The sequence below is a fragment of the Variovorax paradoxus EPS genome (genome assembly GCF_000184745.1).
GTDB lineage: Bacteria > Pseudomonadota > Gammaproteobacteria > Burkholderiales > Burkholderiaceae_C > Variovorax > Variovorax paradoxus_C.
The window spans coordinates 850,788-872,657 of record NC_014931.1; the positions used below are offsets into that span (position 1 = coordinate 850,788).

The following is a 21,870-nucleotide window of genomic DNA, read 5'->3' on the forward strand; positions in this document are numbered from 1 at the left end:
AAGTCAGAACCCGGCCAGAACGACCTTGCCCTGCGCCTTGCCGCTCTCGATGAGCGCGTGCGCTTTCTTCAAGTTGGCGGCGTTGATGGTGCCGAAGCTCGCATTCGCCGTCGTGCGGATGCGGCCCGCATCGACCAGCGCGGCCACTTCCGCCAGCAGTGCGCCTTGCTCGGCGATGTCGGGCGTGGTGAAGCGCGAGCGGGTGAACATCATTTCCCAGTGCAGCGAGATGCACTTGGTCTTCAGCGGCATCGCGTCGAGCACCTTCATGTCGTCGATCACCGCGAGCTGGCCCTGGGGCTTCAAGCTCTCGATGATCTGCGCGTAGTGCTGCTCGGTCTGCGTGAGGCTGGCGACCATGTCGACCTCGCCGATGCCGGCCGCCTTGAGCTCCGCCGCGAGCGGCTTCGAATGGTCGATGACCGCGTGCGCGCCGAGCGCCAGGCACCACTCGCGCGTCTCGGGACGCGAGGCGGTGGCGATCACGCGCAACTGAGTGAGCTGGCGGGCGAGCTGGATGAGGATCGAGCCCACGCCGCCCGCACCGCCGGTGATCAGGAGCGTCTGGCCCGCGCCGCCGCCCTTGGGCACCTGCAGGCGGTCGAACAGCAGTTCGTACGCGGTGATGGTGGTCAGCGGCAACGCTGCGGCCTGTGCGTCGTCCAGGCTCTTGGGCGCGATGGCGGCGATGCGCTCGTCCACCGCATGCAATTCCGAATTGGCGCCGGGGCGAATGATCGAGCCCGCGTAGTACACGCGGTCGCCGACCTTGAAGTTCTCGACGCCGCTGCCGATGGCTTCGACGATGCCGACCGCATCCCAGCCCAGCACCTTGGCCTGGCCGGCTTCGGGCGCGGCGTTCTTGCGGACCTTGGTGTCGACCGGGTTGACCGACACCGCCTTCACGCGCACCAGCAGGTCGCGCGGGCCGGCGACGGGCGCGGGCAGTTCGATGTCCTGCAGCGATTCGGCGTTGTCGATGGGAAGGGGCTGGTAGTAACCGATGGCTTGCATGACGGGACCTTTCTGTAACGATGGCTCCACTGTAGGATGGCAACGGGCATTTGATAAGACTGCCTCGAACAGCAACACTTTCAAATGAAGATTGAAAATACCTCGGACCTGCAGGTGCTGGTGCATACGGCGCGCGGCGGCACGCTCACGGCTGCGGCCCATGCGCTGGGCATCACGCCGGCGGCCGCCAGCGCCACGCTCAAGCGGCTGGAAACGCAGCTCGGCGCGCGGCTGTTCGAGCGCTCCACACGTGCGATGCGCCTGACGCCGCAGGGGCAGACGCTGCTCGACTACGCGGTGCGGGCCTTCGAGCTGCTGGACGAAGGCGAGTCGCTGGTCACGGCGGACCGCGGCGAACTGGTCGGCACTTTGCGCGTTGCCGCGCCTTCCGACCTCACGCGCAGCACGCTCTTGCCCTGGTTCGATGAATTTCTCGCGCTGCATTCCGGCGTGCAGCTCTCGCTCTCGGTCGGCGACCGGCCGCTGGATGTGATGCGGGACGAGGTCGATGTGGCGCTGCGTTATGGCGCGCTGGCCGATTCGCGCCTGGTGGCGCGGCCGTTTGCGATGACGAATCCGCTGCTCACCGCCTCGCCCGAGTACCTCAGCCGCCATGCCGCGCCGAAGACGCCGCAGGACCTGGTGCATCACAACTGCCTGATCTTCAATCGCGGTGGGCGGCGGCACCGCGTCTGGCGGTTTGCGCAGAACGGGCAGTGGACGGAAGTGCGGGTGAATGGCAATCGCAGCGTGGATGACGCCTCGCTGGCGCGCGAGTGGGCTGTGGCGGGGTATGGCATCACGCTGAAGTCGGCGCTTGATGTGCGGGATGACGTTCGCAGTGGGCGGCTGGTGCAGCTCATGGCCGATTGGCAGACGGAGCCTTATCCGCTGCATGCGTTGCTGCCTAGTGGGCGTTTTGTGCCTGCTCGGGTTCGGGCGTTTGTGGATTTTCTTGCGTTGAAGTTCGAGGCGCTGACGGGTCGATAGGGGGTTTTTTGTTTGAGTTCCGAGGCCGGGTCTCGCCCCGGCGGGCGACTTACTTTCTTTTGCTTCGCCAAAAGAACGTAAGCAAAGAAAAGGCGACCCTGCTGTCTGCGTCCCTACGCTTCGCTTCGGGCAACCTGCGGTGCTCACGTTTCGCGGGGTCTCGCCCAAACTCGCTTCGCTCAAACAAGGGCGAGCCCTGATCCGCGAAACGCTCCGCTCCTCGGCGCATACAGAAGGGCTTTGGGAACCGACACGCCTTCGCTGCGCTCGGCCAGCTCACGGGCCTTTGCTTCGCTCGGCCTGGGACTTGCTCCCTCTTCCCTTGGGAGAGGGCTGGGGTGAGGGCAGCGGCGGTCGAACGCCGCGCGGTCAGATCATCGGCGTGACCGCGCCATCCATCGCGACGATCGCGCCCGTCACGTAGCTCGCCTTCGGCGACGCGAGGAACACGACCGTGTTGGCGATTTCTTCCGGTGTCGCGATGCGGCCGAGCGGCAGGCGCGCGGTGGCGCGCTTCAACGCTTCGTCGGTGTCGATGCCCTGCAGCTTCGCATCGGCCTTCATGCCTTCCTGCAGCCGCGCGGTCAGCGTGAGGCCGGGGTTCACGGCGTTCACGCGCACGCCCTTGGCCGCGTAAGCGGCGGCCATGCCGGCGCTTACCAGCATCAGCGCCGCATTGGCGGCACCGCCGGCCATGTGCACGGGGCTCGCGACCTTGCCGCCCTGGCCGATCACGTTGACGATCGCGCCGCGGCCGCGCTCGCCCATGCGCTTGACCACCGGGTCGATCATGTGGATGTAGGTGAAGTACTTCGCGTCCATCGCGTCGTGCCACGCGGTGGGGGTCAGGTCGTCGGGCGGGGTGCGGCGCGCGGCGCCGGCCGAGTTGATGAGCACGTCGACAGGGCCGAAGACCTTCTCGGCCGCGTCGAGCGCGGCGACGGCGCTGGCCGGGTCCTTCAGGTCGGCGGCATGCACCGAGACCCGGCCATCGGCCTCGGCGAACGCCTCGATCAGCGTCTTGCGGCCTTGCTCCAGGTTCTGCAGGTCGCGCGAGACGAGGCTCACGCGCGCGCCTTCGCGGAGGAACCCCAGCGCGCAGGCGAGGCCGATGCCCTTGCTGCCGCCGGTGATGAGAACGTGCTGGTCCTGGAGCTGGAGATCCATGTGAAGGTCCTTGTGTCGTTGAGGGGGCGGGGTCGCGTGGATTGAATCACCGCTCTAAGATCGCCGGATGAACGCATCCCCGGTATCCCTGCCCCGCTTCTGGTCTCAACTCACGACGCGCGACTTCGCGGGGCTCGATATGGCAGCCACCGTGGCGGTGCTGCCGCTGGGCGCGACCGAGCAGCACGGGCCGCACCTGCCGCTGGGCGTGGACTCGGTGCTGGCCGACGGCATCGTGGCCGCGTCGCTGCCGCTGCTGCCGGCGGCGCTGCCGGTGCTCTTTTTGCCGACCCAGCAGATCGGCCTGAGCCCCGAGCACGCGCGCTTCGCGGGCACGCTCACGCTGTCGGCCGAGACCTTGATCCGCATGTGGCGCGAAATCGGCGCGGGCGTCGCGCGTGCCGGTGTGAAGAAGCTGGTGCTCTTCAATGCGCACGGCGGCCATGTGGGCGCGATGGACATCGTGGCGCGCGAACTGCGCGCGGCGCACGGGCTCATCGTCTACAGCGTGAGCTGGTTCAACCTGCCGCTGGGCGATGCGGGTGCACAGTTCAGCACGCAGGAGCACCGCTTCGGCGTCCACGCGGGCGAGATCGAGACCTCGATGATGCTGGCGCTGACCCCGCGGCTCGTGCGCATGGGCGAGGCGAAGGATTTCCGTTCGACGTCCGAGAAGCGCGCGGCCGACTACGCGATCCTCGGCAATGGCAAGAGCGCCAAGCTCGGCTGGGCGATGGAGGACTACAACGCAGAGGGTGCGGCTGGCAATGCAGCCGCGGCGACTGCGGCCAAGGGGCAAGCGGTGATCGATGCGGCCGCGCAGCAATTGGCACTGCTGCTGGCCGAGGTGTCGCGCCTGCCGCTGGACACGGCCAACACCCAGCCGCTGCCCTGATCCGCCTTCAGGAAGTTGAGGAAGCGCTGCGCGCGAGCACCCCGGCGAACATGTCTGAATCGACATTCCCGCCGCTCACGCTGATGCCCACCGTCTTGCCGCGCCAGCGCGCCTGCTGCTGAAGCGCGCCCGCCAATGCGGCGGCACCGGCGCCTTCGGCCACGTTGTGCGTGTCGCTGAAAAGGATGCGCATTGCCTCGCCCACCTCGTCGTCGGTGACGGTGATCACGTCGTCGGCTTCGCGCAGGATCACCTCGACCGATTCGGGCACCGGCACGCGGCAGGCCATGCCGTCGGCCAATCGTGTGCTGACCGGCGATTCGACGGGCTTGCCCGCGCGAAAGGAATCGCGGTACGCCGTCGCGTGGGCCGACACCACGCCGATGATCTTGGTCGACACGCCGCAATGCGCGCGCGCCACGGCCGCGCCGGCAAAGCCGGAGCCGAGGCCAATGGGCACGAACAGCACGTCGGGTGGCGCATCTTTCAGCGCGCTGAAGAACTCGACATACGCAGTCGACACGCCACGCACCAGCTCGCGGTGGAACGAAGGCACGCGGTGCAGCGCGTCACGCTCGGCCAGCAGGGCCGCGTGCTCCGACGCCGCCTGGAAATCGTCGCCATGCTCGACCAGCTCGACGCCGAGCGCGCGCATCGCGGCGTTCTTCTCCAGCGAGTTGCCGTGCGGCACCACGATGGTCGCGCCGAGGCCGTGCCGCCGCGCCGCGAAGCCGAGCGACTGGCCGTGGTTGCCGCGCGTCGCGCTGATCACGTGGCGTACTTCGGGGTGCTCGCGCGCAAGGGTCTCGAAGTAGGTGAGGCCGCCGCGGATCTTGAAGGCGCCGACCGGCGTGTGGTTCTCGTGCTTGGCCCAGAGCGTCGCGCCCAGGCGCTGCGACAGCAGCGGCCAGGTGTATTGCGGGGTCGGCGGCATCGCCGCATGCACGGTGCGCTGCGCGGCTTCGATCTCTTCGCGGGTGAATTTCACTGGCGTCCCTTTGTTGTCTATTTGCGTTCCGTCAGCGCGACCCGCACCGCCAGCGCGGCCAGCACACTGCCCATCACGTAGCGCTGCGCGCGCAGCCAGCTGGCGCTTTGCGACAGCACCGCCGTGATGCTCGCGGCGCCGAAGATCATCACCGTGTTGACCACGGCGCTGCTCGCCATCTGCGCGATGCCCAACTGCATGCTCTGCAGCAGCACCGAGCCGCGTTCGGGATGGATGAACTGCGGAAAGAACGACAGGTAGAACATCGCCACCTTCGGGTTCAGCAGGTTGGTGAGAAAGCCCATGCGGAACAACTTGCCTGGCGGATCGGCCGGCAGCGCGCGCGCTTCGAAGGGCGCATTGCCGCCGGGCCGCACCGCCTGCCACGCGAGCCACAGCAGGTAGGCCGCACCCGCGATGCGGATCGCATCGAACGCGAGCGGCACCGCCAGCAGCAGCGCGGTGAGACCGAGCGCGGCGGCGAAGAGGTGCACGAGGAAGGCCATCAGCACGCCGCCCAGCGAAATCATTCCCGCGCGGCGGCCCTGGATCAGCGTGCGCGAGACGCAATAGATCATGTTCGGCCCCGGCGTGAGCGCCAGCAGCAGCGAGGCGAGGGCGAACCAGGCGATTTCGGTGAGGGTCAGCATGCTCAGAGTCCTTGCGATTCGAGGGTGACGATGCCGCGCGGCGTATCGAGCACGGCGACGAGGTTCGGCGGGCCGGCGTCCACTTGCAGGCCCTTCATGCCGACGGCCGAAAGCGCCGCCGACAACGCCGGCGCGCGCGGATGCGCGGCGCACAGCGAACGCAGGGCGAGGCCCGACGAAGGCATCGCATCGGTCGGATGCACAGCGCCCCACTGGATCAGCGTCGGCAGCGCGCCATAGAAAAGGCGCTGCCCATCGTCGCGCACCGTGATCTGCCATTCGAGCCGGCCGGCCGGCGTGTCGCGCGAAGCCTCGAGCACGCGGCCGCGGTCGATGTGCGCATGCTCCTCGCGGGCCAGTGCCTGCACGGCGGCGTGCGCATCGGGCACGCGCGCCACGAAGTGGATCAACCGCGGGCCGTGCTGCGCGAGCGCGGCTTGCAGTGCCGCATCGTCCAGGTCGAACCAGCGGCGTGTCTTCGGCCGCGACGGCGCCTTGCCGGGCTCGATCGCGATGATTTCCGCATAGGCCTTCGGATAGGCCTCGCTCGCCACATTCAGCAGCCGGTTGTGCGTGCCCATCAGCGGATGCGTGCCGCCAGGGCCGGGCGTGATGCCGAGCGTGGCCTCGCACCATGCGACGCCCTCGGCCAGCGAACGGGCGGCAATCACCAGGTGGTCGACTTCGGCGTGCATGGCGGCGTCCTCGTTCGCGATCAGAGCGTGACGCTGCCGTCGATGCAGGTCACGGCATCGCCGCCGACCCAGATCTTTCCTTCGGCGTCGCGCTCGATGTAGACGCGGCCCGCGCGGCCGAGGCACTGGCCTTGCGCCGCGAGGTAGCGCTCGGGCATGTGGCCGTCGGCGATCAGCCATTCGGCGAGGCTCGCGTTCAGGCTGCCGGTGACCGGGTCTTCCTGCACGCCGATGGGTTCGGCAAAAGCGCGCACTTCCAGGTCGATCTTCGCGCCGTCGTCGTTCGGCGTGGCGGGCCGGTTGCCGAAGGCGCGCGCCTCGCGGTTCGAGCGGCCGATGAGCAGCGAGGTGTCGTGCGCCGCTGGCACTCCCGCCACGCCGGCCTTCACGCCCAGCTCCTTCAGCGCGCGGTGGTCGGGCTGCAGCGCCAGAACCGCGTCGGCGTCGTTCAGCAGCAGGCCGAACCAGACAGGTCCGTTGTCCAGAACCTGCGCCGCAACGACGTGCTGCGCCTTCAAGCCCAGGGCGCCGGCCACCTTGGCCAGCAGCGCGGGGCTCGGCGCGCTGCGCTTGAGCGGCGGCGCGGCAAAGGCAAGGCGGTCGCCGTCGCGGCGCAGCGGCACGAGGCCGGCGCCGCATTGCTGCACCACGCGACCGGCCGCCTTGGGCTTGCCGCCCGCCTGCAGCCACGCATGGCAGCTGCCGATGGTCGGATGGCCCGCAAACGGCAGCTCGCCGCCGGGCGTGAAGATGCGCACGCGGTAGTCGGCCGCCGCGTCGGTCGGCGGCAGAAGGAACGTGGTCTCGGACAGGTTCGTCCATTGCGCGAAGCGCTGCATCGCGGCGTCGTCGAGGTCCTGCCCATCGATCACCACGGCAAGCGGGTTGCCGTAGTAGGCGGTGGCGGTGAAGACGTCGACTTGCTTGAAGGGGCGGGATTTCATCGATTTCAAACGGTTCAGGTCAATGGGCAATGTCAGTCAGGGAGACACCGTGGAACCGGCTTTGCCGGGCCACTGGTGTCGCCCCCTGCAAGGGGGTTGGCGAAGCGACACGAAGTGCGCGAAGACTGGGGGTCATTCCAGTCCTAGATCGAGCACGCCGCGCGTGCCCGGGCGTGAGAGGAGGTCGGCGTACCAGCGCTCGACGTTCGGCCAGCTCGGCCGGTGGTATTCGGCGGCCGGCAGGCCGAACCAGCGGTGCGCTTCGCAGCCGATGGGAATGTCGGCCATGGTGAAGCGCTCGCCGGCCATGTAGGGCTGCTTCGCAAGGTGCGCATCGAGCATGGCGAAGAGCGCCTCGCTCTCGCGCACCGAGGCCTCGATGAGCGCCGGCTGCCGCTCCGAAGGGGCCGTGCGCACCCACTGGATGAAAGCGTCGCGGCTCGCGCGGTTGAGCGTGGTCTGCTGCCAGTCCATCCAGCGCTCGGCATCGAAGCGCGCGGGCAGGTCGCTCGGGTAGAGGGTGCCGTGCGAATGCTTCGCGCAGAGGTAGCGCACGATCACGTTCGACTCCCAGAGCGTCACGCGCTCGGCGCCTTCGCCGTCGTCGATGGCCGGCACCATCGCATTCGGATTGAGCGCGAGGTACTCGGCCGTCTGCACCACGCCGAACTTGCCGCCGGCCTCGGTGCGCTGGAAGTCCAGGCCGAGTTCCTGCGCGCACCACACGACCTTGCGGACGTTGATCGAGCTGATGCGGCCCCAGATGTTGAGCATGATTTCAGTGTCCTTGTGCGGGAAGTGCGGCCATGGCGGCCGCGGGGCGGTCGAGCATCAGCAGGCGGATCGCCAGGCCGATCATCACGAGGGCGAGCAACGTGCGCTGGAATTTCTCGGCTCCCGGCCGGCGCTGCAGCCAGCGCCCGACCTGTCCGCTGCAGGCGCCCAGCAACGTGTTGAAAGCGAGCGCGGCCACCGACAGCACCACGCCCAGCTGCACCAGCTGCAGCGCCACGCTGCCACGCGACGGATCGACGAACTGCGGCAGGAACACCATGAAGAACAGCAGCGCCTTCGGATTGACGAGGTTGTTCAGGAGCGCCATGCGCACGATGCGCCCGAAGCCGGCGGGTTGGGCCTCCGCACCCACGCGAAGCCCGCCGCCGCTGCGCAGGGCCTGCACCGCGAGCCACACCAGGTACAGCGCGCCCGCATAGCGCAGCACGTCGAACGACGGCGGCCAGGCGGCCACCAGCGCGGTGACGCCGGTCGCCGCGAACAGCGTGTGCACCAGGTCGGCGGCCGAGATGCCGATGGCCGCCGCGAACCCGCCGCGCGGGCCGTGCGCCACGCCGTGCGAGAGCACGAAGGCCATGTTCGGGCCGGGCGAGAGGAACAGCGCCAGCACCGCGAGCAGGAAGAGCGAGAGCGTCGCGAGTCCGATCATCGGCAGGCCCCTTTTCTTTACACCGGTGCGGGGGCGAGCTTGTGCTCGCCCAGCAGTTCCAGCTCTTCGCGCAGCGTGATGGCGAGCGCGGCGATGGCGACATCGATTTCTTCCACGCTGGCTGTCACGAACGACAGGCGCAGCGTGCGCGGATCGCCCAGGCCCGCGTAGAACGGCGCGCCGGGCACGAAGGCCACGTTGCGCTCGACGGCCTTGGGCAGCAGCTTCACCGTGTCGATGCCCTCGGGCAGGCGCGCCCACAGGAACATGCCGCCCTTGGGCGCGTTGAACTTCACGTCCAGGCCCGCCATTTCGCGGGTGAGCGCGGCGATCATCGCGTCGCGCTGGCGCTTGTAGAGGGCGCGGATCGTGGGCACGTGGCGGTCGAGGAAACCGTCCTTCATCACGGCCGACACCATGCGTTGCGTGAAGATCGGCGTGTGCAGGTCGACCGCCTGCTTGGCTTGCAGCAGCTTCGGGTAGATGGCCTTCGGCGCGACCAGGAAACCCAGGCGCAGGCCCGGTGCCAGCACCTTCGAGAACGAGCCCAGGTAGATGCAGCCCTCGGGGTTGCGCGCGGTCAGCGGCAGCGGTGGGGCTTCGTCGAACCAGAGTTCGCCGTAGGGGTTGTCTTCGATGATCGGCAGGCCCGCTTCGGCTGCAGCGGCCGATACGGCGGCGCGGCGCTCTTCGGTCATGGTGCGGCCCGTCGGGTTCTGGAAGTTGGGCAGGAGGTAGACGAAGCGTGCGTCCTTCGCCTTGGCGACCAGGTCGTCGACGATCACGCCGTCTTCGTCGCTCGCCACGCTCACCGGGTTGGGCTCCATCGGGCCGAAGGCCTGCAGCGCGCCGAGGTAGGTGGGCGTCTCGACCAGCACCTTGCTGCCCGGATCGATCAGCACCTTGGCCACCAGGTCGAGGCCCTGCTGCGAACCGGTGGTGATGAGCACCTGCGCGGGGTCGACGTTCCACGGCAGCATGTCGGCCACGGCCTGGCGCAGCGGCGCGTAGCCTTCGCTCGCGGCGTACTGCAGCGCGGCCTGGCCGTCGTTGTGCAGCACTTCGGCGCAGGCATCGGCGAAGGCCTGGATCGGGAAGGTCTTGGGCGAGGGCAGGCCACCCGCCAGGCTGATGATGCCGGGGCGTTCGGTGACCTTGAGGATTTCACGCAGCACCGACGGGTTCATCTTGGCGGCGCGGGCGGCGAGTTTCCAGTTCATGGTGTTTCTTCTTTCAAGCGGGTGAGGTGAGATTCGAGGGCAGGTCGCCAGGGGATGCAACAAGGATTTTGTTGCAGCCGGCGTGGCGTGGAGCGGTCATCGGCTTCTTCCGGCCGCGCCTGCCGGGAGCGGCGCCGCAGCGGGAGCGGCCTGCGGCTGCGAGAGCTTCTTGCCGATGACCACGGTGACCACCACCGCGATCGCGAAGCCCAGGGTCACCACATCGAGCGGTTCGCCCAGGATCGGGATCGACGCGAGGATCGACAGAAAGGGCTGCAGCAACTGCGTCTGGCTCACGCGCAGCGCGCCGCCGAGGGCGAGGCCGCGGTACCAGGCGAAGAAGCCGATCCACATCGAGAACATGCCGACGTAGACGAAGCCCAGCCATGACGCCGTGGCGATGGGCGTCGTGGGCCAGAGGAACAGCGTGGCCGGCAGCGTCACCGGCAGTGCCATCACGCAGACCCAGCAGATCACGCGCTCGGCACCCAGCGAAGGCGTTACCTGCGCGCCGTAGATGTAGCCGAATGAAGCGGCGATGACCGCGCCCACCAGCAGCAGGTCGGCCCATTCGAAGCCGAAGCCGTGTCCGCTTTGGCTCGCGCGCAGCACCGAGAACACCACCACCAGCAGGCTGCCGGCGACCGCGCAGAGCCAGAAGCCGAGGCGTGCGCGCTGATGCAGCACCCAGGCCGCGACCGCGGCGGTGACCAGCGGCAGCAGCGCCGTGACGACCGCCGCGTGGCTGGCCGTGACCACCCGCAGTGCGTAGCCCAGCAGCAGCGGATAGCCGATGACGTTGCCCAGCACCGCCATGCCCAGCGGCTTCCACTGGTGCGATGCAGGCCGCGGCGAGCGCGTGGCCAGGAGGAAGATGGCCGACAGCACGCCCGCCAGCGCCGCGCGCCCGAGCGTGACGAACCACGGCGACAACTGAGGCGCAGCCTGCGTGCCGGTGGCCAGCCGCGTCATGGGCAGGGTCACCGCGAACAGCGCCACGCCGATTACGCCGAGCCACATGCCCAGCGTCTCGTCCTTGATGTCGAAGCGCTTTGTCATGGCGCAGCCTTCGCGCTGCGCGCTGCGGCATTCGCCTTGGGAGCGGCCCGGCGGCTCATACGCTCACCATCCACCATGCGGTCAGCACCAGCACGAAGCCCATCGCGCGGTTGAACCACAGGAGGCGCTTGCCCTTGGCGAGCCAATCGCGCAGCAGCGCGCCGACCAGCGCATAGGCGAAGTTGCTGACGAAGGCATAGAACAGCATCACCGGCGCGACGATGGCGAAGCGCGAGAGCGCATCGGGCTGGCCGGCGATCCATCCGGCCACCAGCGTGAGCGCGAGGAGCCACGCCTTGATGTTGACGAACTGCAGCATCACGCCCTGGCCGAAACCGACCGAGAGGCTGGCGTTGTCGGCCTTGCCGAGCTTGGCGCTGCCGCTGAGCTTCCAGGCCAGCCACAGCAGGTAGGCGATGCCCAGGCCCTTGATCGCCAGCCGCAGCGGCGGCACCGCGACCACCAGCGCGCCCAGGCCGGCAGCGCAGATCGCCAGCAGCAAGGTCCAGCCGACCGGCACCGCGACCACGAAGCGCATCGCGCGCGACAAGCCGCCGTTGGCCGCCAGGGCGGTGGAAAGCGTGGTGTTGGGACCGGGCGAAAAACTCATCGCCGTGGCCAGCACCAGCAGCGCGGTGAATTCTTGCCAGTTCATGACGCACACTCTAAACTTGAGACCATTACAGTGCCAGTACAGATGGTCGGACAAATCCGGAATCTGTATTGGTCAATCTTTCGACACAGCATGCTGACACGAACCTCCACCCAGTCGTTGACCAGCCAGCTCGCAGACCGCCTGGCCGAGCGCATCCGCACCCGGCTGCTGCCGCCCGGCGCCCGATTGCCCTCGGTGCGCGAGTGCGCGCGGCAGCAGGGCGTGAGCCCGTACACGGTCGTCGCCGCCTACGACCAATTGCTGGCGCAGGGGCTTGTCGAAGCCCGCCGGCAACGCGGCTTCTACGTGCGGGATTCGGCCCCGATACAGGACAGCCGCTCAGGCAAAACCTCCGACGTCGTCGGCGTGGGCGACATGCCGGCGGCAATGGCCGTGCAGATGATGGCCTCGCGCGTACCGGCCGACGCGAGTTCGCTGATCCGCAGCATGTTCCACCGCCCGAGCGACAAGCCGCAGCCCGGCATGGGCGTGTTCCCGCCGGACTGGATGACGTCCACCTTCATCCCCACGGCGGTGCGGCGCATGACCGGTACAGCCGTGCTGCAGGAGCTGTCGCTCCAATACGGCGAGCCCTCCGGCGACATGAGCCTGCGCCGCAGCCTCTCGCAGAAGCTGGTGGGCATCAACGTGCCGGCAGCGCCGGACCAGATCATCACCACCATCGGCGCGACCCATGCGCTGGACATCGTGAGCCGCACGCTGTTGCGGCCGGGCGATCCAGTGATGGTCGAGGAGCCGGGCTGGGCGTTGGAATTCGCGCGGCTCGAGGCGCTGGGCATGCGCATCCTGCCGGTGCCGCGCCGTGCCGACGGGCCCGACCTGGAGGTGATGGCGCAGTACTGCGTGCTGCACAAGCCCAAGCTCTTCGTGAGCGTGAGCGTGCTGCACAACCCGACCGGCTACAGCCTCACGCCCGGCAGTGCCCACCGGGTGCTCAAGCTGGCGAACGAGCACGACTTCCACATCGTCGAGGACGACACCTACAGCCACCTCGCGCCCGAGCACGCCACGCGGCTGAGCGCGCTCGACGGGCTGCAGCGCACCGTCTACGTGAGCGGCTTCGCCAAGATCATTGCGCCCAACTGGCGCATCGGTTTCCTGGCCGCGTCGCCCGCGCTGAAGGAGCGGCTGCTGGAGACCAAGCTCCTGGCCACGCTCACTTCGCCCACGCTGTTCGAGCGGGCCTTGTCGTGGTGCATCGACCAGGGGCAACTGCGCCGGCATGCGGACCGCATACGCATCCGGCTCGACGGCGCGCGCGGACGGGCGGTGAAGCTCGCCATGTCGCACGGCTGCACCTTCGCCTCGGAGCCGGCGGGCCTGTTCGGCTGGGTCGACACGGGCGTCGACACCGACTCGCTCACCCAGCGCATGCTCGACCAGGGCTATCTGCTCGCGCCGGGCTCGCTCTTCCATGCGCGCCGGCCGCCGAGCACCATGATGCGGATCAATTTCGCGACCTCGCAGGACGCCACTTTCTGGAAAGTTTTCAGCAAGGTGCGGGGCGAGCTCTGACACAGGTAAAAGCCCGCGCCCGGCGGGCCAAAGGCCAAGGCCTTGGAGTAAGCTGGCAGCACAAGAAAACCCAGCCAGGAGACCTCCCGCATGACCAACGCCAGCAAACCCTTCGACTTCAGCCAGTTCGTCCCCGGATTCGACTTCCTGAAGAACCTGGCCGGGGGCGCCGCAGCAGGCACCGGCGCCGCATCGTCGGTGCCGGGCATCCCCAGCCTCGCGAGCTGGGTGGCGCCCACGCTGAGCGTGGAGGAGGTCGACAAGCGCATCCAGGAACTCAAGACCGTGCAGTACTGGCTCGAGCAGAACGGCCATGCGCTCAAGGCCACGATCCAGGCGCTCGAGGTGCAGAAGATGACGCTCTCGACCCTGCGCGGCATGAACGTGCGGATGGAAGACCTGGCCAGCGTGTTCACCAAGCAGGCCGCTGCGGCCACGGCGGCTCCTGCGCCCGCGCCCTTTGCAGCGGCCGCCGCGCCCGAACCCGAGCCTGTCGAAGAAGAGGAAGAAGACGAGGCCGAGATCGAGGAAGAAGAAGCACTGGTGCCGAAGAAAAAGCCGCGCGGCAAGGCTGCTGCCGACGGCGCTGGCGTGGTCGATCCGATGCAATGGTGGGGCTCGCTGACCGAGCAGTTCCAGCAGATCGCCAGCACGGCGCTGCAGGACGCGGCCCAGCTCAAGGTCCCCGCCATGGCCCAGCCGCTGGCCGATGCGGTCGGCAAGGTGATGGGCAAGACAACGGCCGCCGCGAAGAAGCCCAAGGCCAAGACTGCGGCAAGAACCGCGGCCAAAAAGGCGGCAACGCCCGCCGCGAAGAAAAAGACGTCGACCGCCGCGCGCAAGCGAACCACCGGCCGCCGCTGACGTCCTACACATTCCACTTTTGAAGAGAACGGGTTGGCACGCATCATGAAGTTGTTTCCTACGGGTCATGCCACCCATCCGCAATGGCGCATGGCCGCCGGCCTCGTGCTGGCCCAGTTGCGCGCGCAGATGGCCTTGCCCGACTACGCGTCGTCCCCGACGCTCGGGCTGCTCTACATCACCGACCACTACGCGCCCGAGGCGCAGGAGATCCTCGATCACCTGAGCGCCGAGTTGCCCGAGGTGACCGACTGGTCGGGCACCGTCGGCATCGGCGTCTCGGCCAACAACGCCGAGTACTTCGACGAGCCGGGCATGAGCCTCATGCTCTGCGCGCTGCCGAGCGACCAGTACCGCGTGTTCTCGGGCGTGGCGCCGCTGAGCAATTCGGAGATGAGCGGCTTCGAGGCGCACACCGCGCTCGTCCACGCCGACCCCGCGACGCCCGACCTCACCGAGCTGATCGGCGAGATGGCCGGCCGCGTCGACACCGGCTACCTCTTCGGCGGACTCTCGTCGGGCCGCGGCGGCGCGCTGCAGTTCGCGGTCGGCGGCAACGGCAACATCCGCGGCCACGGCGCTGCGGGCGGCGTGTTCTCCGGCGGCCTCTCGGGCGTGGTGTTCGGTGAAGGCGTGCGGGTGGTGTCCCGCGTCACCCAGGGCTGCCAGCCGCTGCGCTCGGGCGTGCGCGAGCGCGAGATCACTGAAGCCGACGGCAACCTCCTGCTCAAGCTCGACGGCGAGCCCGCGCTCGACGTGCTGCTGGCCGACCTGCAGGTGTCGCTCGAACGGCCGCAGGAGGCCATCGACGCGGTGCGCAACACGCTGGTCGGCCTGGCCGATGCGGGCAGCGACGGCGTGCGCCGCACCGGCGACCTGGGCGCCGACGTGCTGGTGCGCCACATCATCGGCCTGGACCCGACGCGCCGCGGCATCGCGATCGCCGACACGGCCGAGGCCGGCATGCGGCTGACCTTCTGCCGCCGCAACGCGCAGGCTGCGCGCGCCGACCTGATGCGCATCTGCGCGGAGATTCGCGAAGAGCTGGAGCCGGAAGAGCAGACGCTGGCCACCGCCCGCGCCGTTGCTGCTGGCGAAGCGGAGGCTGCCCCGCACCCCGCGCGCCGAATTGCAGGCGCGGTGTACGTGAGCTGCTCCGGACGCGGCGGCCCGCACTTCGGCGCACCGGGCGCCGAACTGCAGATCGTGCGCCACGCGCTGGGCGACGTGCCGCTGGTCGGCTTCTTCGCCGCGGGCGAGATCGCCCGCCATCACCTGTATGGCTACACCGGTGTGTTGACGGTGTTCACCAGCAAGGATTGACGACCGCGGTCAGGCCGGCTGCAGCACGCGCGGCTGCGGCGCCGGCATGCCCGTGAACGCAAAGTCCACCTCGGGCGCCAGCCCGCTCACGATCCGCGCGATCGACTTGCCCGAGCCGCACGCGTGCGTCCAGCCGAGCGTGCCGTGGCCGGTGTTCAGGTACAGGTTCGGCAGCTTCGTCTTGCCGATCATCGGCACGTTGCTCGGCGTCGCGGGGCGCAGGCCGGTCCAGAACTGGGCCTGCTCGGTGTCGCCGGCGCCGGGGAACAGCTCCTCGACGCGCCGCACGATGGCTTCGCAGCGCACGCGGTTCAGGTCGCGGTCGTAGCCGTTGAGTTCGGCCGTGCCCGCGATGCGCAGGCGGTCGCCCGATTCAGACGTGTAGCGCGAGAACACCAGCTTGTATTCGTCGTCGGTCAGCGAGACCTGGTGCGCCTTCGAGGCGTCCTTCACGGGCAGCGTCACCGAGTAGCCCTTGGCCGGGTAGATCGGCAGGCGGATGCCCAGTGGCGCCGCGTACAGCGGGCTCAGCGAACCCATCGCCAGCACGAACGCGTCGCCGCGGATGCGCTGGAAGCGGCCTTCGTTGTCGGTCGCCTCGACGTGGTCGATGCTGCCGCCGGCTTCGCGCAGCGCGGTCACCGTGTGGCTCATGAGGAACTTCACGCCAGCCGCGGCCGCGAGGCCGACCAGTTCGCGGGCGAAGCGATTGGCGTCGCCCGATTCGTCCTCGGCCGTGTAGGTGGCGCCGGCCAGCTGGGGGCGGATGTGAGCGAGGGCAGGCTCGATCTTCACCGCCTCGTCGGCCGAGATCACCAGCCGTTCGCAGCCGAGGGCGCGCATCTGCTCGGCCGGCTTGAGTGCGCCGTCGAACTCCTTCTGCGTCGTATAGAAATGCAGGATGCCCTGGGTGCGCTGGTCGTAGCTCAGGCCCGTATCGCGGCGCAGCTGCTGCAGCGTGTCGCGGCTGTAGGTGCCCAGGCGCACGATCTGCTCGATGTTGTGCTTCGTGCGCGCCGGGGTGCACTCGCGCAGGAACTGCAGGCCCCAGAGCCACTGGCGCATGTCGGCGCGGATGCGAAAGAGCAGCGGGGCGTCTTCCTTGCCAAGCCACTGCAGCACCTTGAGGGGCGCGCTGGGGTTGGCCCAGGGTTCGGCGTGGCTGACGGATATCTGCCCGCCGTTGGCGAAGCTGGTTTCGGCGGCGGGGGTGGCCTGCCGGTCGATGACGGTCACTTCGTGGCCGAGTTGCTGGAGGTAATAAGCCGAAGTCACGCCGAGCAGGCCGGCGCCAAGAACGATCACGCGCATTGCAAGTACCTTTGAGGTGCAGCGCTTGAATGGCGGGCGTGGCGTGCTACTTAATCAATAGCAAGCAACCGGACGTCCGCCGTCCAAGTTGCCGCTCCCCCTGTCCTCGATACCTGAGAGATTCACCTGTTGCGCCTTGCAACGGGTTTGCTCCTTCGGTGCATCGCGACACCTTTGCGGGTGCGATGGCTCTCCAGACGGCGTTTGATTTGATGCAGTACTGACCCCTTGCCGAAATTACAAAGAACTTCGTTGGGCCGACCTGAGCGTTTATGGGAGTTTGCGCCTTCGGTAGGGCCACCGGGGTGGCCCGCTCTCCTGCAGTGGGGGCGATTGTAGGTGGGCCCCGCGGATGCGCCAACCCTGGATTTCGGCCCTGTGGGCCGGTGGGATAATCTCCCGTTCATTCGCCAAAGGGCGATCGTTCGACAACAACAGGGGACCCCATGATCCTGGTTACCGGCGGCGCAGGCTTCATTGGCGCCAATTTCGTACTCGACTGGATCGCGCAGAGCGATGAGCCGGTCGTGAATCTCGACAAGCTGACCTACGCAGGCAATCTCGAGACGCTCGCGTCCCTCAAGGACAACCCGAAGCACATCTTCGTGCAGGGCGACATCGGCGACAGCGCGCTGCTCGACCGCCTGCTGGCCGAGCACAAGCCCCGTGCCATCGTGAACTTCGCCGCCGAGTCGCACGTCGACCGCTCGATCCACGGCCCCGAAGACTTCGTGCAGACCAACGTGCTGGGCACCTTCCGCCTGCTCGAATCCGTGCGCGGTTTCTGGAATGCGCTGCCGGCCGACCAGAAGGCCGCCTTCCGCTTCCTGCACGTGTCGACCGACGAGGTCTACGGCTCGCTCTCCAAGACCGACCCGGCCTTCACCGAAGAGAACAAGTACGAGCCCAACAGCCCCTACTCGGCCAGCAAGGCCGCCAGCGACCACCTCGTGCGCGCCTGGCACCACACCTACGGCCTGCCGGTGGTCACCACCAACTGCTCGAACAACTACGGGCCGTTCCATTTCCCCGAGAAGCTCATCCCCCTGATGATCGTCAACGCACTCGCAGGCAAGCCGCTGCCCGTGTACGGCGACGGCATGCAGGTGCGCGACTGGCTCTACGTGAAGGACCACTGCAGCGCCATCCGCCGCGTGCTCGAAGCCGGCAAGCTCGGCGAGACCTACAACGTCGGCGGCTGGAACGAGAAGCCCAACATCGAGATCGTCAACACCGTCTGTGCGCTGCTCGACGAACTGAGCCCCAAGGCCGACGGCAAGCCGTACAAGGAACAGATCACCTACGTGACCGACCGCCCGGGCCACGACCGCCGCTATGCCATCGACGCGCGCAAGCTCGAGCGCGAGCTCGGCTGGAAGCCCGCCGAAACCTTCGACAGCGGCATCCGCAAGACGGTCGAGTGGTACCTCGCGAACGGCGAGTGGGTGCGCAACGTGCAGAGCGGCGCATACCGCGAATGGGTCGAAAAGCAATACGACGCGAAGGCGACCGCATGAAGCTGCTGCTGCTGGGCAAGGGCGGACAGGTCGGCTGGGAGCTGCAGCGCAGCCTCGCGCCCCTGGGCGAACTGGTGGCGCTCGACTTCGACAGCACCGATTTCAACGCCGACTTCAGCCGCCCCGAGCAACTGGCCGAGACCGTGCTGAAGGTGCGGCCCGACGTCATCGTCAATGCCGCCGCGCACACCGCGGTCGACAAGGCCGAGAGCGAGCCCGACTTTGCCCGCAAGCTCAACGCCACCTCGCCCGGTGTGGTGGCCGAAGCCGCGCAGCAGATCGGCGCGCTGATGGTTCACTACTCGACCGATTACGTCTTCGACGGCAGCGGCAGCAAGCCCTGGAAGGAAGACGATGCGACCGGTCCGCTCAGCATCTACGGCAGCACCAAGCTCGAAGGCGAGCAACTGGTGGCAAAGCACTGCGCGAGGCACCTGATCTTTCGCACCAGCTGGGTGTATGCCGCACGCGGCGGCAACTTTGCCAAGACCATGCTGCGCATCGCCAAGGAGCGCGACAAGCTCACGGTCATCGACGACCAGTTCGGCGCGCCCACCGGCGCGGAACTGCTGGCCGACATCACCGCGCACGCCATTCGCGCGACGCTGCAGGACCCGTCCAAGGCCGGTCTCTATCACGCGGTGGCCGGTGGCGTGACCACCTGGCATGGCTATGCGCGCTTCGTGATCGAGCAGGCGAAGGCGGCGGGCGTGGAACTCAAGGCCGGCCCCGAGGCGGTCGAGCCCGTGCCCACCACCGCATTCCCGACGCCGGCCAAGCGGCCGCACAACTCGCGCCTGGACACCACCAAGCTGCAATCGACCTTCGGCCTCGTTCTGCCCGAGTGGCAGTCCGGCGTCGCCCGCATGTTGCGCGAAACCTTCTGACATCCGTCGAGCAAGACAAGAGACACGAACGAACATCCCATGACCCCAACGACGCAACGCAAAGGCATCATCCTCGCCGGTGGCTCGGGCACCCGCCTGCATCCCGCGACGCTCGCCATGAGCAAGCAACTGCTGCCGGTGTACGACAAGCCGATGATCTATTACCCGCTGAGCACGCTGATGCTCGGCGGCATGCGCGATATCCTGATCATCAGCACGCCGCAGGACACGCCGCGTTTTCAGCAGTTGCTGGGTGATGGCAGCCAATGGGGGATCAACCTGCAGTACGCGGTGCAGCCGAGCCCGGACGGGCTGGCGCAGGCTTTCATCATCGGGGACGAGTTTCTGGGGAACGATCCCAGTGCGCTCGTGCTGGGCGACAACATCTTCTACGGGCACGACTTCGCGCACCTGCTCGCCGACGCAGACGCAAAGCAGTCCGGCGCGACCGTTTTCGCGTACCACGTGCAAGACCCCGAGCGTTATGGCGTGGTGGCCTTCGATGCCCAGGGCAAGGCCAGCAGCATCGAAGAAAAGCCGCTCAAACCCAAGAGCAACTACGCGGTGACCGGCCTCTACTTCTACGACAACCAGGTCGTCGATATCGCCAAGGCCGTGAAGCCCAGCGCGCGCGGCGAGCTCGAGATCACGGCGGTCAACCAGGCCTACCTCGACCTGGGCAAGCTCAATGTGCAGATCATGCAGCGCGGCTACGCGTGGCTGGACACGGGCACGCATGAAAGCCTGCTCGAAGCCGGCCAGTTCATCGCCACGCTGGAGCACCGCCAGGGCCTGAAGATTGCATGCCCTGAAGAGATCGCCTGGCGCAACGGCTACATCGACAAGGAGCAGTTGGCGCGGCTGGCCGCGCCGTTGCAAAAAAACGCCTATGGCAAGTACCTCAACCGCCTGCTTGTCGAAGACGCTCAATCCGGTCTCTGACACCTAAAACAATTCCTTCAGCAATACAAGTCATGCACTCATCAAGCCAGACCCTGACGGGTCAGAAGTACCTCGTAACCGGCGCAGGCGGATTCATCGGCAGCCACTTGGTCGAAGCACTCGTGCGTGCCGGCGCCGATGTGACGGCCATGGTCCGCTACGGTTCTGCATCGAGCTGGGGCAACCTCGAGTTCGCGCCGGATGACGTGAAGGGCCAGTTCCGCGTCGTGGCGGGCAACATCGATGACGGCGACTTCGTCATGCACGCCATGCAGGGCATCGACGTCGTCTGCCATCTGGCGGCCTTGATCGCCATTCCGTATTCGTACGTTGCCCCGCGCAGCTACGTGCGCACCAACGTCGAGGGAACGCTCAACGTCGTGGAGGCCGCGCGCCGGCTGTCGGTTCGCCGCGTCGTCCACACGAGCACCTCGGAGGTGTACGGCACCGCGGTGCGCGTGCCGATCGACGAGGAACATCCGCTGCAAGGGCAGTCGCCCTACTCGGCCTCGAAGATCGGAGCGGACAAGATCGCCGAGAGCTACTACCGTTCGTTCGATACCGGCGTCGTGACCTTGCGCCCGTTCAATACTTTCGGTCCGCGCCAATCGGCCAGGGCATTCATCCCGACGATCATTTCGCAGGCTCTGACGCAGGATGTGATCAAGCTCGGATCGCTGACGCCCGAGCGCGACATGACCTTCGTGACGGACACGGTCGCCGGCTTCGTCGCCGCTTCGGTGACGCCCGGCATCGAGGGACAAACCATCAACCTCGGAACCGGCTCGACCTACACGATCGGCCACTTTGCCGAGCGCATCCTCAAGCTGATGGGCGTGGAAAAGGAGATCGTTGCGGACACCGCGCGCATGCGTCCCGACAAGAGCGAGGTCTTGAAGCTCGTCTCCGACAACGCGCTGGCCGCGAAGTTGATGGGATGGTCGCCGCAAGTCGATCTGGATGAGGGGTTGCGCCAGAGCATCGAATTCATCCGGCGCAATATCCACCTGTACCGCCCCGCGGTCTACACCGTCTAAGGGAGCAAGCACCATGAAAGCAGTCGTCATGGCGGGCGGCAAGGGCACGCGCCTTCAGCCGTTCACCGCCTCGTTTCCGAAGCCTCTCATGCCCCTCGGGGACATGCCCGTGCTGGAGCTGCTGTTGCGGCAGCTTCGCCGTGCCGGCGTCGACGAAGTCATCCTTGCGGTCAACCATCTGCATCATCTGATCCGCGCGTTCTGCGGCGATGGTTCGCGGTTCGGTCTGAAGATCGACTACAGCCTCGAGGACAGCCCCCTGGGGACGGCAGGCCCGCTCGGCGCATTGATCGACAAGGTCGGCGAGAACTTCATCGTCACCAACGGCGACCTGCTCACCACTTTCGATATCGGCCAGCTCATCCGCACCCATGCCGAGCGGCAGTCGGATGCCACGATCTGCGTCTACGAAAGAGAAGTGAAGATCGATTTCGGGCTCATCCAGGTCGATGCGGAAATGAATCTCCAGGGCTACCTCGAGAAGCCCATGAGCAAGCACCTGGTCAGCATGGGCCTCTACATGCTCAATCGCGATGCGGTGAAGCCGCACGTCAGCGAGGGCGTTCATCTGGACATGCCGGACCTGTTGCTCAAGCTGAGTGCGGCCGGCAAGAAGGTTCGCTGCCATCAGCAGCCCGAGAGCTTCTGGCTCGACATCGGGCGGCCGGAAGACTACTCGACGGCGCAGAAGATGTTCGACGAGAGTCGCGAGCTTTTCCTGCCCGAATAACC

The 21,870-nt window shown here is 67.5% G+C and carries 22 protein-coding genes and 2 riboswitches; of the genes, 10 read left to right on the forward strand and 12 right to left on the reverse strand.

The genetic code is table 11. The features are described 5' to 3' along the window. Positions 1–3 precede the first annotated feature (3 nt). Positions 4–1,014, reverse strand: coding sequence for a zinc-binding alcohol dehydrogenase family protein (locus VARPA_RS03760; protein ID WP_013539217.1), 1,011 nt, complete (start codon positions 1,012–1,014; stop codon positions 4–6). 84 nt (positions 1,015–1,098) lie between these two features. Here VARPA_RS03760 and VARPA_RS03765 point away from each other — a divergent pair, with 84 nt between their 5' ends. Continuing rightward, the gene (locus VARPA_RS03765) at positions 1,099–2,004 is read left to right on the forward strand and encodes a LysR family transcriptional regulator (protein ID WP_013539218.1); all 906 of its coding nucleotides are present in this window, start codon (positions 1,099–1,101) and stop codon (positions 2,002–2,004) included. Between the two features lie 369 nt (positions 2,005–2,373). On the opposite strand, the gene VARPA_RS03770 is transcribed toward VARPA_RS03765, so the two are convergent. Then, positions 2,374–3,171: an SDR family oxidoreductase gene (locus tag VARPA_RS03770; protein ID WP_013539219.1), complete on the reverse strand. Its 798-nt coding sequence runs from the start codon at positions 3,169–3,171 to the stop codon at positions 2,374–2,376. Positions 3,172–3,238: 67 nt separating this feature from the next. Here VARPA_RS03770 and VARPA_RS03775 point away from each other — a divergent pair, with 67 nt between their 5' ends. Next, positions 3,239–4,066: a creatininase family protein gene (locus tag VARPA_RS03775; protein ID WP_013539220.1), complete on the forward strand. Its 828-nt coding sequence runs from the start codon at positions 3,239–3,241 to the stop codon at positions 4,064–4,066. Between the two features lie 7 nt (positions 4,067–4,073). Here VARPA_RS03775 and VARPA_RS03780 read toward each other — a convergent pair whose 3' ends face one another. The 9 genes from VARPA_RS03780 to VARPA_RS03820 form a co-directional block, all read right to left on the reverse strand. Then, a complete protein-coding gene (locus VARPA_RS03780; protein ID WP_013539221.1) occupies positions 4,074–5,054 on the reverse strand; it encodes a threonine dehydratase in 981 nt (326 codons plus the stop codon). Between the two features lie 17 nt (positions 5,055–5,071). Beyond that, positions 5,072–5,704 carry a LysE family translocator gene (locus tag VARPA_RS03785; protein ID WP_013539222.1) on the reverse strand — a complete coding sequence of 211 codons (633 nt, stop codon included), beginning with the start codon at positions 5,702–5,704 and terminating at the stop codon, positions 5,072–5,074. A gap of 2 nt (positions 5,705–5,706) precedes the next feature. Continuing rightward, complete coding sequence (locus tag VARPA_RS03790; RefSeq protein WP_013539223.1) at positions 5,707–6,399, reverse strand: VOC family protein; 693 nt, start codon at positions 6,397–6,399, stop codon at positions 5,707–5,709. A gap of 20 nt (positions 6,400–6,419) precedes the next feature. After that, the gene (locus tag VARPA_RS03795) at positions 6,420–7,343 is read right to left on the reverse strand and encodes a PhzF family phenazine biosynthesis protein (RefSeq protein ID WP_013539224.1); all 924 of its coding nucleotides are present in this window, start codon (positions 7,341–7,343) and stop codon (positions 6,420–6,422) included. 132 nt (positions 7,344–7,475) lie between these two features. Beyond that, positions 7,476–8,117, reverse strand: coding sequence for a glutathione S-transferase family protein (locus tag VARPA_RS03800; RefSeq protein WP_013539225.1), 642 nt, complete (start codon positions 8,115–8,117; stop codon positions 7,476–7,478). A 4-nt stretch (positions 8,118–8,121) separates the two neighbouring features. Continuing rightward, positions 8,122–8,787, reverse strand: a complete 666-nt coding sequence (locus tag VARPA_RS03805) for a LysE family translocator (protein ID WP_013539226.1) — start codon at positions 8,785–8,787, stop codon at positions 8,122–8,124. A gap of 17 nt (positions 8,788–8,804) precedes the next feature. Next, entirely contained in the window at positions 8,805–10,007 is a 1,203-nt protein-coding gene (locus tag VARPA_RS03810) for a PLP-dependent aminotransferase family protein (RefSeq protein ID WP_013539227.1), read from the reverse strand. A gap of 96 nt (positions 10,008–10,103) precedes the next feature. Beyond that, positions 10,104–11,066: a DMT family transporter gene (locus tag VARPA_RS03815; protein ID WP_013539228.1), complete on the reverse strand. Its 963-nt coding sequence runs from the start codon at positions 11,064–11,066 to the stop codon at positions 10,104–10,106. Between the two features lie 55 nt (positions 11,067–11,121). Further along, the gene (locus VARPA_RS03820; RefSeq protein WP_013539229.1) at positions 11,122–11,721 is read right to left on the reverse strand and encodes a LysE family translocator; all 600 of its coding nucleotides are present in this window, start codon (positions 11,719–11,721) and stop codon (positions 11,122–11,124) included. Between the two features lie 90 nt (positions 11,722–11,811). Between VARPA_RS03820 and VARPA_RS03825 the strand changes: the two genes are divergently transcribed. The 3 genes from VARPA_RS03825 to VARPA_RS03835 all read left to right on the forward strand — a co-directional run bounded on the left by VARPA_RS03825 (position 11,812) and on the right by VARPA_RS03835 (position 15,444). Then, a complete protein-coding gene (locus VARPA_RS03825) occupies positions 11,812–13,257 on the forward strand; it encodes a PLP-dependent aminotransferase family protein (RefSeq protein ID WP_013539230.1) in 1,446 nt (481 codons plus the stop codon). A gap of 90 nt (positions 13,258–13,347) precedes the next feature. Beyond that, positions 13,348–14,121 carry a PhaM family polyhydroxyalkanoate granule multifunctional regulatory protein gene (locus tag VARPA_RS03830; RefSeq protein WP_013539231.1) on the forward strand — a complete coding sequence of 258 codons (774 nt, stop codon included), beginning with the start codon at positions 13,348–13,350 and terminating at the stop codon, positions 14,119–14,121. Between the two features lie 45 nt (positions 14,122–14,166). After that, the gene (locus VARPA_RS03835; protein ID WP_013539232.1) at positions 14,167–15,444 is read left to right on the forward strand and encodes an FIST signal transduction protein; all 1,278 of its coding nucleotides are present in this window, start codon (positions 14,167–14,169) and stop codon (positions 15,442–15,444) included. A 9-nt stretch (positions 15,445–15,453) separates the two neighbouring features. On the opposite strand, the gene VARPA_RS03840 is transcribed toward VARPA_RS03835, so the two are convergent. Beyond that, positions 15,454–16,755 (reverse strand): D-amino acid dehydrogenase, encoded by a 1,302-nt coding sequence (locus tag VARPA_RS03840; protein WP_013539233.1) that lies wholly within the window; start codon positions 16,753–16,755, stop codon positions 15,454–15,456. A gap of 90 nt (positions 16,756–16,845) precedes the next feature. Next, positions 16,846–16,962: riboswitch (glycine riboswitch) on the reverse strand. Positions 16,963–16,995: 33 nt separating this feature from the next. After that, positions 16,996–17,086, reverse strand: a riboswitch (glycine riboswitch). Between the two features lie 115 nt (positions 17,087–17,201). Here VARPA_RS03840 and rfbB point away from each other — a divergent pair. Genes rfbB through VARPA_RS03865 form a run of 5 tightly spaced genes read left to right on the forward strand, consistent with a single transcriptional unit; the run spans position 17,202 to position 21,868 of the window. Continuing rightward, a complete protein-coding gene (rfbB, locus tag VARPA_RS03845) occupies positions 17,202–18,272 on the forward strand; it encodes a dTDP-glucose 4,6-dehydratase (RefSeq protein WP_013539234.1) in 1,071 nt (356 codons plus the stop codon). Further along, complete coding sequence (gene rfbD / locus VARPA_RS03850; protein WP_013539235.1) at positions 18,269–19,159, forward strand: dTDP-4-dehydrorhamnose reductase; 891 nt, start codon at positions 18,269–18,271, stop codon at positions 19,157–19,159. The genes rfbB and rfbD overlap by 4 nt, the downstream gene beginning before the upstream one ends. Positions 19,160–19,198: 39 nt before the next feature. After that, positions 19,199–20,101 (forward strand): glucose-1-phosphate thymidylyltransferase RfbA, encoded by a 903-nt coding sequence (rfbA, locus tag VARPA_RS03855; RefSeq protein WP_013539236.1) that lies wholly within the window; start codon positions 19,199–19,201, stop codon positions 20,099–20,101. 32 nt (positions 20,102–20,133) lie between these two features. Beyond that, a complete protein-coding gene (locus VARPA_RS03860; RefSeq protein WP_013539237.1) occupies positions 20,134–21,138 on the forward strand; it encodes a GDP-mannose 4,6-dehydratase in 1,005 nt (334 codons plus the stop codon). 13 nt (positions 21,139–21,151) lie between these two features. Further along, a complete protein-coding gene (locus VARPA_RS03865) occupies positions 21,152–21,868 on the forward strand; it encodes a sugar phosphate nucleotidyltransferase (RefSeq protein ID WP_013539238.1) in 717 nt (238 codons plus the stop codon). Positions 21,869–21,870 lie beyond the last annotated feature (2 nt).

Bases quoted from the DNA above. Each gene is read 5' to 3' on its own strand.
- VARPA_RS03760 (WP_013539217.1), bottom strand. From the start codon at position 1,014: ATGCAAGCCATCGGTTACTACCAGCCCCTTCCCATCGACAACGCCGAA.
- VARPA_RS03765 (WP_013539218.1), top strand. From the start codon at position 1,099: ATGAAGATTGAAAATACCTCGGACCTGCAGGTGCTGGTGCATACGGCG.
- VARPA_RS03770 (WP_013539219.1), bottom strand. From the start codon at position 3,171: ATGGATCTCCAGCTCCAGGACCAGCACGTTCTCATCACCGGCGGCAGC.
- VARPA_RS03775 (WP_013539220.1), top strand. From the start codon at position 3,239: ATGAACGCATCCCCGGTATCCCTGCCCCGCTTCTGGTCTCAACTCACG.
- VARPA_RS03785 (WP_013539222.1), bottom strand. From the start codon at position 5,704: ATGCTGACCCTCACCGAAATCGCCTGGTTCGCCCTCGCCTCGCTGCTG.
- VARPA_RS03790 (WP_013539223.1), bottom strand. From the start codon at position 6,399: ATGCACGCCGAAGTCGACCACCTGGTGATTGCCGCCCGTTCGCTGGCC.
- VARPA_RS03795 (WP_013539224.1), bottom strand. From the start codon at position 7,343: ATGAAATCCCGCCCCTTCAAGCAAGTCGACGTCTTCACCGCCACCGCC.
- VARPA_RS03800 (WP_013539225.1), bottom strand. From the start codon at position 8,117: ATGCTCAACATCTGGGGCCGCATCAGCTCGATCAACGTCCGCAAGGTC.
- VARPA_RS03805 (WP_013539226.1), bottom strand. From the start codon at position 8,787: ATGATCGGACTCGCGACGCTCTCGCTCTTCCTGCTCGCGGTGCTGGCG.
- VARPA_RS03810 (WP_013539227.1), bottom strand. From the start codon at position 10,007: ATGAACTGGAAACTCGCCGCCCGCGCCGCCAAGATGAACCCGTCGGTG.
- VARPA_RS03815 (WP_013539228.1), bottom strand. From the start codon at position 11,066: ATGACAAAGCGCTTCGACATCAAGGACGAGACGCTGGGCATGTGGCTC.
- VARPA_RS03820 (WP_013539229.1), bottom strand. From the start codon at position 11,721: ATGAACTGGCAAGAATTCACCGCGCTGCTGGTGCTGGCCACGGCGATG.
- VARPA_RS03825 (WP_013539230.1), top strand. From the start codon at position 11,812: ATGCTGACACGAACCTCCACCCAGTCGTTGACCAGCCAGCTCGCAGAC.
- VARPA_RS03830 (WP_013539231.1), top strand. From the start codon at position 13,348: ATGACCAACGCCAGCAAACCCTTCGACTTCAGCCAGTTCGTCCCCGGA.
- VARPA_RS03835 (WP_013539232.1), top strand. From the start codon at position 14,167: ATGAAGTTGTTTCCTACGGGTCATGCCACCCATCCGCAATGGCGCATG.
- VARPA_RS03840 (WP_013539233.1), bottom strand. From the start codon at position 16,755: ATGCGCGTGATCGTTCTTGGCGCCGGCCTGCTCGGCGTGACTTCGGCT.
- rfbB (WP_013539234.1), top strand. From the start codon at position 17,202: ATGATCCTGGTTACCGGCGGCGCAGGCTTCATTGGCGCCAATTTCGTA.
- rfbD (WP_013539235.1), top strand. From the start codon at position 18,269: ATGAAGCTGCTGCTGCTGGGCAAGGGCGGACAGGTCGGCTGGGAGCTG.
- rfbA (WP_013539236.1), top strand. From the start codon at position 19,199: ATGACCCCAACGACGCAACGCAAAGGCATCATCCTCGCCGGTGGCTCG.
- VARPA_RS03860 (WP_013539237.1), top strand. From the start codon at position 20,134: ATGCACTCATCAAGCCAGACCCTGACGGGTCAGAAGTACCTCGTAACC.
- VARPA_RS03865 (WP_013539238.1), top strand. From the start codon at position 21,152: ATGAAAGCAGTCGTCATGGCGGGCGGCAAGGGCACGCGCCTTCAGCCG.